This window comes from Neorhodopirellula pilleata (assembly GCF_007859915.1).
GTDB lineage: Bacteria > Planctomycetota > Planctomycetia > Pirellulales > Pirellulaceae > Rhodopirellula > Rhodopirellula pilleata.
In genome coordinates this window covers 113,964-126,739 of the sequence record NZ_SJPM01000011.1, presented here as the reverse complement: position 1 = coordinate 126,739, position 12,776 = coordinate 113,964, and the positions used below count along the sequence as shown (strand labels likewise).

9 protein-coding genes are annotated in these 12,776 nt (G+C 57.3%); 3 read left to right on the top strand and 6 right to left on the bottom strand.

From position 1 onward, the window contains the following. Window positions 1–17: 17 nt before the first annotated feature. From Pla100_RS21920 to Pla100_RS32310, 4 genes are all read right to left on the bottom strand, one after another. Entirely contained in the window at window positions 18–1,337 is a 1,320-nt protein-coding gene (locus Pla100_RS21920; protein ID WP_146580189.1) for a DUF1552 domain-containing protein, read from the bottom strand. A gap of 460 nt (window positions 1,338–1,797) precedes the next feature. Then, the gene (locus tag Pla100_RS21915) at window positions 1,798–5,766 is read right to left on the bottom strand and encodes a hydantoinase B/oxoprolinase family protein (RefSeq protein WP_146580187.1); all 3,969 of its coding nucleotides are present in this window, start codon (window positions 5,764–5,766) and stop codon (window positions 1,798–1,800) included. Window positions 5,767–5,772: 6 nt separating this feature from the next. Then, on the bottom strand, window positions 5,773–7,119 hold the full coding sequence (trkA, locus tag Pla100_RS21910) for a Trk system potassium transporter TrkA (RefSeq protein WP_146580185.1): 1,347 nt from the start codon (window positions 7,117–7,119) through the stop codon (window positions 5,773–5,775). A gap of 3 nt (window positions 7,120–7,122) precedes the next feature. Continuing rightward, complete coding sequence (locus Pla100_RS32310) at window positions 7,123–7,314, bottom strand: hypothetical protein (RefSeq protein ID WP_146580371.1); 192 nt, start codon at window positions 7,312–7,314, stop codon at window positions 7,123–7,125. A gap of 346 nt (window positions 7,315–7,660) precedes the next feature. Here Pla100_RS32310 and hisA point away from each other — a divergent pair, with 346 nt between their 5' ends. Both hisA and Pla100_RS21895 read left to right on the top strand, forming a co-directional pair. Then, window positions 7,661–8,395 (top strand): 1-(5-phosphoribosyl)-5-[(5-phosphoribosylamino)methylideneamino]imidazole-4-carboxamide isomerase, encoded by a 735-nt coding sequence (gene hisA / locus Pla100_RS21900; RefSeq protein WP_146580183.1) that lies wholly within the window; start codon window positions 7,661–7,663, stop codon window positions 8,393–8,395. A gap of 23 nt (window positions 8,396–8,418) precedes the next feature. Continuing rightward, entirely contained in the window at window positions 8,419–9,075 is a 657-nt protein-coding gene (locus tag Pla100_RS21895) for an esterase/lipase family protein (RefSeq protein ID WP_146580181.1), read from the top strand. Here the strand turns inward: Pla100_RS21895 and Pla100_RS21890 are convergent. Together Pla100_RS21890 and Pla100_RS21885 are read right to left on the bottom strand one after the other, a co-directional pair. Next, entirely contained in the window at window positions 9,053–9,865 is an 813-nt protein-coding gene (locus Pla100_RS21890) for a thymidylate synthase (protein ID WP_146580179.1), read from the bottom strand. The genes Pla100_RS21895 and Pla100_RS21890 overlap by 23 nt on opposite strands. A 152-nt stretch (window positions 9,866–10,017) precedes the next feature. Continuing rightward, complete coding sequence (locus Pla100_RS21885) at window positions 10,018–10,713, bottom strand: class I SAM-dependent methyltransferase (RefSeq protein WP_146580177.1); 696 nt, start codon at window positions 10,711–10,713, stop codon at window positions 10,018–10,020. A gap of 266 nt (window positions 10,714–10,979) precedes the next feature. On the opposite strand from Pla100_RS21885, the gene Pla100_RS21880 reads away from it, so the two are divergent. Next, entirely contained in the window at window positions 10,980–12,767 is a 1,788-nt protein-coding gene (locus tag Pla100_RS21880; RefSeq protein WP_231603340.1) for a GumC family protein, read from the top strand. Window positions 12,768–12,776: the final 9 nt, after the last annotated feature.

The window sequence follows — 12,776 nt, the reverse complement described above, 5'->3', positions numbered from 1 at the left end:
ATGAAAGCACAGATTGTTCACACCAACAGTTCCTTGACAGGACCGGAACCGCTATCAAACTGTTTGGCAATCTTTTCGTCCATGTTGAATCGATCGCAGTTCTGTCCGGCGGCGCGGAGTAGGGTTGTGTACAACGCGTTGATCGGTCGCGTCCCGTCCAGCTGGGTAAAGCAGCCTGTTTTGAAAGTGCCATCGAAATTGCCCAACAACATGACCGGCCAATTGTTGCCGCTGGTGTGTTGCTTGTCCGCGTTGTTGCTGGTGTAGACGATCAAGGTATGATCCATCATCGTGCCGCTACCTTCGGGCACGCTTTCGAGCGCCTGCATGATCTTGACCAACATGCGGCTGTTGTACTGGCGGATCTTGATCCAGATCGGATTGTCAGGTTGATCCATGTGGCCGAGATTGTGTCCCTGTTGTTCGACGCCTAGGCCCTTCCAAGCACCAAAGATTTCGCCGCGGCCCGATCCGATGGTCAACGTGTTTGTGATTCCCGAGGTAAGCGCCGAAATACCCAAATCCAACAACACGTCGTGCCAGTCGGTTTCGAACTCCGGTTGCGTGTAACGCTCGTCCACCACGGGCGCGAATTGGCGCAAATGATCGGCAACGGAACTCAAACGATCTCGTAATGCGTTGGTCTCTTGGAACCCTTGAACGTATTGCCCGTATCGTTGTTGGTCGGCGCTCGGAAGGGATTGTCCTTTGGCGGCCGCCAGTGTTTCGATCTGGCTCAACAGGCTTGATCTTGCTTCGTGTTGTCGGCGGATGTCCCCCGTGGAAATCCCGCCGTAAAGCATTTGATAAAGATGGTTCGGATTGGAGTACATGAAGATCGGTTGCCCCGCACCGCTGGCCGACAATGTCGCGATGGTCGGCTTGGTCTTCATGTTCTCGATCGAGTCCATCCCGATGCAAAGATGGGGCAGCAGCGTTTGAGGCAACACATTGCTCAACTCGTAGTCGATCGTCGGGCCGCTCGGTGGCACGCCATCGCTCCCGCGATAACCGCCCAGAGCGCCAAAGAACGCGCTGTGGGAGGGACTTGTGTGAACGCCGTGCAATCCATTGATGATGTGCATGCGCTCTTTGTAAGGCTCCAACGGACTAATCGGTTCGGGAAGTTTGACCTTCGCCAGCGAACCACCGTTCTTCATTCCCGCCGGAATGCAGGTCTTCGGATCGAATCCTTGGTTCTGCATAAAGAATACGATCCGCTTAGGGGTCGTGTTGCTCACGGTCGATGCCATCATCCGCTGAGAAATGAGGGGACCACCGAACGCGGCACCGGCTCCCGCGGCCATGGATTGCAACAAGTTTCTTCGATTGAGCATGATCGATCCCTAGTAAGAGATGGGTGGTCGATGGTTAATACGATGGCACGCAATCAAGCGGATCCGTGGTCTCAGGCATTCGCTCGGCAGCATCGTCCGCAGGGGTGGGTCGACATCGGTTCGAAACCGATCGTCAAATTGTGCGGAAAAAGGGGTAGGAATTGAAAACGGATGCAAAAGCCTTACGCAAGTGTACCTCCCCAGAATGTTGCACGCAAATAGCGAATCCTGCGGCTTGCGGCGTGTTGATTTAATCGTAACCCGAAGCGTGAGCGAGGGATTCATCGCCATTAAGTCCCTTGTATGTATCCCTCGCTGACGCTTCGGGTTTCGATGAGGACTAAATCAACAGTCCGCTAGCTGCGGGCTTTACAGCAAATAAGCCGACATTTGAGGCCCGTGGCTAGCGCCATCGGCTCACAAGAATTGCTTAATCCACTAAATCAACACGCCGCAGGCTTTACGAAAGGGGCGGGCCGAAACCGCCGCCGCCGGGGGTTTCGATTCGCAGGCGGTCGCCGGATTGAACTTGAATCGAGAATGACGAATCCAATTCGGTTTCGATGCCGTCTTGGATGAGAAACTGTTTCCCCGGCTGCCCGTTATCGCCACCGGCAATGCCGTAAGGAGACGTTCGCCGACGTGAGGTGATCATGCTGACGGTGAGCGAACGCAGAAACTCCAACTCGCGGATCATTCCGTCGCCGCCGCGATGCGTTCCGGCTCCACCGCTGTTTTGTCGGACGCCGAATCGTCGCAACCGGATCGGTAGTCGGGACTCCAATACTTCGGGGTCCGTGATGCGGGTGTTGGTCATGTGCGTGTGGACCGCATCGGCCCCACCATGACTCGCCGTCGCTCCGGCGCCACCTCCGATCGTTTCGTAGTATCCGAAGGACTGATCGCCGATCAACAGGTTGTTCATCGTTCCTTGAGAGGCGGCCGCGACGCCGAGCGTTCCCAACAGTACGTCGACGACGCGGTTGCTCGTTTCGACGTTGCCCGCGACGACCGCCGGGCATTCCTCGGGTGTGCGATCACGGGAGACTTCCGAGGACCCCAGTGGATCAAGCAGGCCGGGTGGAATGACCAAGTCGATCCGGCGCAACACTCCATCGCACAGGGGCAATTCGTTCGGCGTGACGCAGCGTAACACGTACAAGACGGCCGCGGTCACAATCGAACGGGTGGCATTGAACCCGTGGGGATGCACCGGACCGGTGCCGGTGAAATCGATTCTGAGTCGACGTTGAATTGGATCGGGAGTCAGCGTGACTTCGACGGGCGTTCCATCGTCGAGTTGATCGCGGAAGTGCTTCGGTTGATCGCCGAGCGATTCGATCCACGACGCGGTGGCTTCGCCGGCAACGTCGAGCAACCGCCGCAACAGCGACGTTAGTCTCGGCAAGCTTAGCGAGTCGGCCATGGCTTCGATCGCCCGAGCACCTTCACGACCGGCGGCTTCGGCGGCGGCGATGTCCGCCATGTTTTCGGGAACATTGCGGGACGGATAACGGGCGGTCGACAATCGGTGCTCGATCGCCGCGTGGTGGGATTTCCCTTGATACACCAACGGCAAGTTCCGTAGCACAACGCCTTCGTCGGCGAGACAAGTCGCCATCGGTGCCATCGATCCGGGAACCATGCCGCCGATCTCGGCATGGTGACAACGCGAAGCCACGAAGAAATCACACGGCCAGCCCGGCGACCGCGCCGCCGAACCGCAAAACACGGGAGTGACGACGGTGATATCGGGGAGATGCGAACCGCCGGCGAACGGATCGTTGCTGATGAAACAATCGCCCGGTTGCATGTCGGGGAAGGCCTCGATCATGCTGCGAACGGTGTGACCCATCGCACCCAAATGAACCGGTACGTGGGGCGCGTTGGCGACAAGGGAACCATCACCCAAGAACACCGCACAGCTATAATCACGTCGCTCTTTGACGTTCACGCTGACGCTGGTCCGGCGGATCACTTCGCCCATCGCTTCGGCGATCCCTTGCACCCGTCTCGCGATGATCTCCATTTCCACCGCGTCGTTGTCGGATTCGAGGTTGTCGGCCGGCGTGTTGGTTGCGTCGCGTGTGCTCGTTTGGTGACGTCTGAGCTGAATCCATTGTCGGGCGTCGACGGTTGCCGTCCATCCCGATTCGACGACGAGGATGGAATGTGGCGAAGTGATGATGGCGGGCCCATCGATGGTTTCGCCTTCACGCAAGCTGCATCGATCGTAGGAAGGCGATGGTGCGAGGGAAGAGTCCTCGGTTTGCAAGGCCCGATGCGATGTGTCCGGTACCGATTCAAGAGTGAAGGTGCGAGCCTCCGATCGCACGGTGGCTTCCGCTCGCAAGGTTACCGTTTCGATCGACATCGTCGGCCGGGCATAGCCGAACGTGGCCGCGTGTTGTTGATCCATGCGATCGGCAAGCGATTCGATGGGAGCGAGCGTGAGTTCGATCGGCGACTGGGTCCCGACATAACGAACGTCCACGCTGACTCTCGTCTCCAGCCGATCCTCGTTGGTATCATCGGACGAAAGTTGCTCTTCGTTCTTCAAACGTTCAATGCATTCGGCGAGCAAGTCCCCGCCCGCCGTTGCGAGTTTGTTCGCCACATCACCTGGAATCGTCCTGGCCGATTCCAGCTCAATTTCCGGTGCATCGTTTGGTTGCAAACGGTTCGCCAAAAGGTGCAAGCATGGTCGGTCCAAGATTCGACCGATCGGTGCGTTGCCGATGCCGACCGCCGACAGAATTCCGGCTTGCGGATGATCGACCGCGTGATCCATTTCCAGCGCCTCGGCGACCCGGCACAGATGTCCTCCGGCGGCGCCACCGAAGCCGACCAGCGTCATCTTTCGCACGTCGTTGCCTGCGGCGGTGGTCACCACGCGCGCGGCTTCAGCCATTTCAGTCACCGCGATCTTCAAGAAACCTTCGGCGAGTTCTTCAGGAGACGTGGCGATGTCCTGTGGCAGTTGTTGATGAACGTTTTTGAGCGCTTCGCGGGACGCCTCGAGATCCAAACGGAATGGAAATTTGTCGATCGGTAGTCGGCCCAAGACCACGTTGAGATCGGTGATCGTCAGCGGCCCGCCGCGTCCGTAGCAGGCCGGTCCGGGGTTCGCGCCGGCACTTTCGGGGCCGACGAATAGACGACCGTCTCGCACCCCGCAGATCGACCCGCCACCGGAGGCGACGGTGTGAATGTCCATCATCGGCGAGAGCACGCGGATTCCGGCGATCTCGCTTTCTTGACGACGACCGATCCGCCCGTCGTAACGACTCACGTCGGTGCTCGTGCCGCCCATGTCCAAACCGACGGCGCCCTGAACGCCGATCGCCCGTGCGATTTGTTCCAAGGCAACCACGCCTCCGGCGGGGCCGGACAAGACGCTTTCGCGTCCGCGAAAGGCGGCCGAGGTGACCAGGTTCCCGCCGCTGGTCATCCACCGCAAGGTGCAATTGGATTCGCCGCCGAATTGTTGTTCAACACGTTGCACGTAGTCTTCCAAGACCGGTTGCAGGTACGCATCAAGCGTCGTTGTTTCGGCTCGCGGCACGATGCGAGGCAGCGCCGCGATTTGGCTCGACCGGACCACACGGTCAAACCCGGCTTCTCGAACAATCGTTTCGACTTGACGTTCGTGCGCGTCGTTTTGGTAGGCATGCATCAAACAGATCGCAATGACCTCCGGGCGATCGGGGGACTTGGCCAATGATGTCAAGGCGTCCCTGACTCGTCCCACGTCGATCGGTTGCAATTCCGATCCGTCGGCGGCGAGGCGGCCGGGAACTTCCAAGATCGTTTCGGGCAGAGGTTTCGGCTTGATGATATCGAGGGCAAACAATTCAGGTCGATTCTGTGTCCCGATCGCCAACAGGTCGGCAAAACCTTTGGTAATCAACAGGGCCGTCTTGGCACCGCCACGCGTTAACAATGCATTGGTGCCACGGGTCGTTCCCAATCGAACGTGCAGGGGCGGCAACGGCTCGGTCAACGGAAGTCCGAGAATTAACCGCGTCGCCAACACGGGAGCTTCGATCGCACCGTCCAGAGTCAACGAAACGCCAGGTGTGAGTGACGATGGAAAGGTTTGCAGAAGCTTTATCCGGACCAAAGCTCGGCCCTGCTGATCGGCGGGTTGAATCAGTTCGCAAGATTCGATCGTGCCAAGCTTGACATGATCGGGCGAGAAAACACCGGCCGACTTCCAAAAGCCTTCGCACACAAACGCTGGCGGTATTGCGACGGTGAGTCGGCCGGTTTCCGCCGCGATCAGTTCCGCCGCGACAAGACCGCTACTAAGGACCTTGAGCGTGCGTTGTTGCCACGTGCCGTCGTGCTGTCGAACGTTGACAAGGCAATCCGTGAACGTGCCGCCGATGTCCGCCCAAACGTCTGTCGTCGACTTGCGGTGATTCATTCGTGATCAGTGGGCGTTAAACAACGTCATGATTTCGTCAGCATCGTTCAAGTCGATCAAAGCGACAACGATATCACCGACTTTCAAAACATCGTTGGCGGTGGGAACGCGGACGAATCCGTCGCGTTGAATCGCCGCGACTAGGCAGCGGCCGGCCAACGGTAGATCGGCGAGTGATCCCTTGGTGACGGGCGAATCTTCGAGGATTTCCAATTCGTAAACACCGATCGAACCGTTGGGCAATTTACTTTGGCTGATCACGGCTCCTTCGTTGAGGAATCCCAATACTTGCCGGGCGACGACGTCGCGTTCGCTGACGGCGAGGTCGATGCCGAGTTTCCCGACGACGTTGGCATAGTCCGGTCGACCAACCACGCACATCACTCGCGAAGCGCCGAGTTCACGAGCTTCGACGCCGGCCATGATGTTGCTTTCGTCGTTGCCGGTGCAACCGACAAAATAGTCGACCGTTCCGCCGCCTTCGTCCTCCAGAACGCTGCGTCGGTTCGCGTTCGCGTTGACGATCGTAACGTGAGGTAGCAATTTGGAGAGTTGCTCGCAGCGGTGGGTATCGTTTTCGAGCAGCACGATGCGGAAGTCTTCGCGGCCGAGCAGACTGGCCAAGTGATAGCCGGTTTCGCCACCCCCGGCGATCATGACTTTGGCGAGGTTGCGTTTGCGTTTGTCGCTGCCGAACACCTTGCGTGCGACGCTGATCGCGCCGGGCATTCCGACCAGGCTGACGCGGTCACCGACGTGCGTTTCATCCGCACCGCTGGCGATCCACATGCGTCCTTCACGGGCCAGCGATCCGACACGAACGCTCGGCGGCAGATCCAATTCCATCAATTTCTTTCCCGCAGCGATGGCCGACGGGGCGACCTCCATCTCATAAACTTGTAATTGTCCGCGGGCGAAATGTTCGAGCGGGATCGCGTCGGGATTACGAATCGCGCGGGCCAATTCGGAAGCGGAAAGTTGCTCGAGGGATAGCAGACTGTCGATCCCGAAGTGTTGTTGATAATCAAATGTCGCCAAGTCACGAAACGCCGGCGCGTAGACACGTGCAATCGCCCTGCGGGCACCAAGTGCTTTGGCCATGCTCGCCGCAACGATGTTGACTTCGTCGTCGCCGGTGACAGCCAAGCACAAGTCCGCGCTCAACACGTCGGCCGAGAACAACACCGTACTTTGGGAGGCATTACCTTCGATCGCTCGGACGTCCAATTCGCTGTTGATCGATCGGACGATTTCTGGATCGGTATCAATCAACGTGACGCTGTGACGCCGCCGACACAGCATGTCGGCGATCCAGCGTCCGACCGTGCCGCCGCCGAGTGTCAGAATCCGCATCGTCTATACCATCCAATCCATCACTAACAAAACCACGAAAACGATGGCCATGAAACCAGTGATCCAACGTGCGGTGTGGGCGGCGTGCCGCAGGATCAACTTGAGATCCTCGTGCCGGGTCGCGCCAAAGACCAACGAAATCGCGATGATCAGCGGCAGGTAATACAGCAGATAGGTGGGGGAAATCGAAAGCATAAAATCAACGTTCGGCGAGGCGGTGGATGTCGCATCGTAGTGGACACGGGCCGGCGGTCGCAATGGATCGCCAGTCATGGGAGCAGGGTTTTGTCGTGAATCTCGCTCGACGCCTTGAAAATCACCCCCGTTTGGATCATCGTTCACGGGCCTTTCAACGAGCGATCGCCGTGCTTGATGCAATCGGAACGCCATGAATACATGCCCGAAGCGCAAGGGAGCGGACAAAATGGTAACCCGAAACGATTAAATTAACTCGCGTGCAACTCAGCGGAACCACTCGCTTGCGCGTCGGGCTTGTATTTTGGTGGCGTTGCCGCCTTCCCTCCAACCCCCGGATCTATTGATGCAAATTTGGCCCGCGATCGACCTGCGACACGGAAAACCGGTACGGCTCCGCCAAGGGGATTACGATCAACAAACGACCTTCGGCGACGATCCAGTCGAGTTCGCCCGCCAGTGGCAACAAGCCGGCGCCGAATGTTTGCATTTGGTCGACCTGGATGCCGCCCGGGGTGACGATCCGACCGCCAACCGCGAAGCCGTGCGGCGGATCGTCGAAGCCACCGGGCTGCCTTGCCAAATGGGCGGCGGGGTGCGGGACGAAGAAACCATCGAAGCGTTGATCGACGTCGGCGTGGCGAGGTTGGTCGTCGGTTCGCGGGCGTGTCGCGACCCACAGTGGTTCACGTCGATGTGCGACGCGCACCCGGGCAAACTCGCCGCCGGCATTGACGCGCGAGACGGATTGGTCGCGACCCAAGGGTGGCTGGAAACGAGCGACGTTCGGGCGATCGACTTGGCGAAAAGGCTGCGAGAGGCTACCTCCAACATTGCCGCTATCGTCTACACCGACATCGCCCGTGACGGCATGATGCAAGGCCCCAACTTTGAAGGCCTCGCCGAGATGGCCGCCGCGACGGACATCCCGCTCGTCGCCAGCGGTGGTGTGACCACTTACGAAGACGTTGAAAAATTGGTCGCAATGAATATGCCCGCCGCGATCATCGGTCGTTCGCTCTACGACGGTGTGATGGACTTGCGACAAGTATTGAAAATCGCATCGACGCCGAGTCTTTAGTTCGCGTCATTCGCTTGCCTTCCGTGTTCCGTCCCTCCGAGGGTCATCCACTCGTGCCTTCGATCGATCGCATCTTGCTCATCCCTGGATTGTTGGAACCGCGGTCAGCGTTCTGGCCGTTGAAGAGGCGATTGCAACGGTACCCGGTGGAAGTGGAAGTTTGGCGCGACCGCTATGTCTTTCGTGACACCGAGGCCAGCATCGAGCGATTGGCTCAGCGGATCGGAGACCTCTCTGATACGGGACGGTACGGTTTGGTCACACATAGTTTCGGGGACTGGGTCGCTCGCCAAGCGATCGCGCGGACCCCTGATCATCGTGTCAACGCACTCGTGTCGATCGCGCCGGTGATGGCGTGCGGAATCATCCCCCGCGCGATTCATTTGGTCTCCGGAAATTTGGTTCCTGAGATTAGGATCATCGCGAACACAGAACTCGCATCGAAGTCGCTTGATTGTGGCGTGCGTCTTGACGATGGAGTTCACCAACATGCGGCGACACCGCGACGAATGATCATCTGGGCGGCCTGCGATTTAGGCGTACGCCGTCTCGACGTTTCGCATCTTTCCGGTGTGGTTGTGCACCGCGTTGCCGCAACGCATTTATCAGTGGTGATGCAACCTAACACTCATCGATTGATCGAATCGTTTTTTGGTTTTAAACCGCAACGCTCGCTTTGATGTGCGGATGAGGGTCGTAGTCGAGTAATTCGAAATCTTCGTATTGGAAATCGTTCATTGAATCAACCGGCCGATTGATGAGCATCGTCGGACGTTTGCGCGGGGTCCGCGTGAGTTGCTCGCGGGCTTGCTCAAAGTGATTCGAATACAAGTGGACGTCGCCGAGCGTGTGGACGAACTCACCCGGTTGCAATCCAGTCACGTGGGCCATCATCATCGTCAACAAGCCGTAGCTGGCGATGTTAAAGGGGACCCCCAAAAACAGATCGGCACTGCGTTGATAAAGCTGGCACGAGAGCTTTCCGTTGGCGACGTAAAACTGAAACATTAAGTGGCAAGGTGGCAGTGCCATCTGAGGCACATCGGCGACGTTCCATGCCGAGACGATCAAACGGCGTGACTGCGGGTTGGTGCGAATTTCGTTTTCTACCCAAGCGATCTGGTCGATCGTTTGAGCGGCTTCGAGGTGCTCGGGATCAGGAGCGGGCCAACTTCGCCATTGATGACCGTAGACCGGTCCGAGGTTCCCGTGTTCGTCGGCCCATTCATCCCAAATCCGAACGCCGTTTTCTTTGAGCCAAGCAATGTTGGTGTCGCCACGAAGAAACCACAGTAGTTCGTAGATGATGGATCGAACATGAAGTTTCTTCGTCGTCAACAACGGAAAGCCTTCAGAGAGATCAAACCGCATTTGGCGGCCGAACAAACTCCGGGTACCGACGCCGGTTCGATCGTCGCGATCGATGCCGTCATGAAGAACTTCGTCGAGCAGATGCAAGTAGCCGTGCATGAAATGAAACAGAACGAGGGAAAACGAATTGTAAGACGAGTGGCATTAGAAAAAGTACCCAAGGTAGTGGGATTCGCAAGAATTCCCCGAGTGCAATTGGAATTCTTGCGAATCCCGCTACCGCAGAAAATTGCTGCCGCTCGCGTAAGAAACTAGGGTTTGGTCCAGTCGATCGTCCAGTGTCGATCACTCGTTATTTGAACCGCTTCGGCTTCGATGCCCAAGGGAGCGATGATCGTTCGGATTTCATCCAAGGTGAAGGCGGCGTGCAAAGACTGCCGTAACAGCTGAGCCGAAGACGATTCGCCACCATGTTGTTCGACCAAAGCTTCGACTTCGGCGCTGCTCGCCGGTCGGAACAGGTCGCGAACGAACAACCTCCCCCCCGGCTTGGCGGCTCGGATTGCCAAACCAATGGCGTTGGTCGGATCGTCCAAATGGTGCAGGACGGTGTTGCACATCAACGTGTCGGCGATGTCAGCCTGCAACGCGTTGGGTTGGTTTAAATCGATTTGCTGCAGTTCGATCTGTTCGACGCGACCGGCCATCTCGATTTCGAACTTGGCGATTTCGAGCATTTCGACGGCGACGTCGGTAGCCATCACTCGGAGGCGTTCTTGGGCGGGGCGATAGTGGGTCTCGCCGCCGTCTCCTTGAATCGCTTCGCACAACAGAATCGGAATATGGGCGGGGCCGCACCCCAAGTCGACCACCCAAGGTCCGACCGGGCCACCCAAGATCAAATCGTCAACGAACTGACGATTAACGATGGTGTGGTCCATGTCGCGGTAGATCTCCGCCTCGACGAGAGGGTCGTCCGCAATCGGTTCGCAAGTACGTGGAATCATAACAGTGTCGTTGGCCGGGTCGGTTGTCGTCAAAATGAATTGGGTCGCGATTCTGCCCTATTGCAAAAACCTAAGCAAACATAAGGGTCTTTACCCATTTTTTTCAAAAAATCGCACCACAAAATTCGCATCTCTAACTAGAACATTAGTGCTGGACTTCCGGCGCGATCATCCAATGATATCACGGTTCCGACCGATCTCCTCCTCGAAATGATTAGCCTTCTCGTTATGATTGTTCACTATTGGTCCCATACGAAGGCGAGTTGATGTCCCACATTGAAACCGAATCTTGGGCGATGGTCACCCCCGGCGACGTTTTACGTTCGATCCGGCGTCGCATTCCGTCGGTGATCTTCACAACAATCTTGGTAACAACCGCCGTGGTCTCGATTTTGGTCATTTGGCCGAACCATTATCGCAGCGAAGGGATGATGTACGTCCGGTTGGGACGCGGTGCCCTCGGTGGCGATCCGACCGCCAAGACCAATAACTCGGTATCGATGCAAGAAAGCCGCACGGCGGAGGTCGTTAGCATTGGTGAAATGATCGGAAGTCGCGAGATTGCCGAGCGTGCCGTCGAGCGAGTCGGCGTTGAGAAAATCAACCAACCACGAAACTGGATCGAAGAGTTCAGTCAATTGGCCGGCGCGAAGATGAAGGAATTAGATTGGTTAACCGGCAGTCAAGAAAAGACAGTCGGTGATCTGACTCCGCAACAGTACGACGCTCAACTCGAACGTGAGAAGGCGATCAAGACCGTTCAAAAGGCAATCAACATTCAGGTCGCCAAGAACGGTTACACCGTCGCGGTCGCGGGCAAGGAAGACGATCCGTTGTTGATTCAATCGATCGTTCAAGCCGTGATGGATGAATTCGGCAGCTATCACGTCGAAGCCCATCGGGTCAAAGGTTCCGAAGCATTCTTCGACGTGCAGGCACGTGAGAGTCGTGAATTGGCGATCGCCGCCCGGCGGGAACTTCAGGAAACCCGAAACAAGATGGGTTGGTTGAGTGCCGACGCAGCCGAACGGACCTTGAGCGAGCGAATCATTGACCTGGAGATGAAACTCAGTTCTGCCGACAGCGAATTAGCTGAAGCGATCAGCCAAGCCGAAGAATTACGTCGCCAACTCGAATCGACCGACCAATGGGTGCCCGTCGCCAAAACGTTGGGCATCGCCAACGCGGCCGGCGATCAAATGCGTAGCCAACTGTACGACGTTCAGATTCAAGATGGCGAAGAACTCGCCAAACTCAGCCCTTCGCACCCTCGCTACAAACGCATCGAAGCGAAGATGAACCAAAGCGAGCAATTGGCCGAAGTCGAACGCAGTGAACGAGAAGAACGCCAAGAGGCCATCAATCCGGTTTATCAAGAACTTGAGACCCAGTTCCAAACCGTCCGCGCCAAAGCAGTCGGCCTGGCCAGTCGACGCGATTCGATCGTCGAACGTTTGGAAGCAACCCAGGCGGATTTGCAAAGACTCAATGAAGACGTCGTGGTCATGTCTCGATTGGATTGGGAAGCCCAAATCGCTGAAGACACTTATCGCAGCCACGCGCGGTCGCTGGAAGAAGCACGGGTTAATGCCGAATTGGACAAAAACCTGATGTCGGATGTCAGCGTGATTCAAGGTGCCACACTCAACCTCAAGAAAGCGGGCCCCCAACGTGCGTTGCTGTCGGTCGTCGGAGCATTGTTCGCATTGTCGCTGGGACTGCTTCAGGCGATCTTGCGTGATTCGCCGACGAGTTCGGTCCGACGAACTGAATCACGCCGAAACCGGCAAACGGCAGACTCCGCCGACCAAGATTCACGAACGTTTCGAACCGAAATGGAACACGATGCTTTGGCACCGCAGCAACGCACCAAACGCCAAGCTCGATCGGCGGTCGCCACGGTGCCGACCATAACCGCCACTGATGAATTGCCAGGCTCCGATTCAGCGGAAATTGGTTTAACGAAATTCGAATCCGGATCGAACTCGCCATCGAGTTCGATTTTGTCTGACGATGAAAGCATTGATGGATTTTCCAGCGCACGGCCACGCTGACCCGAAACC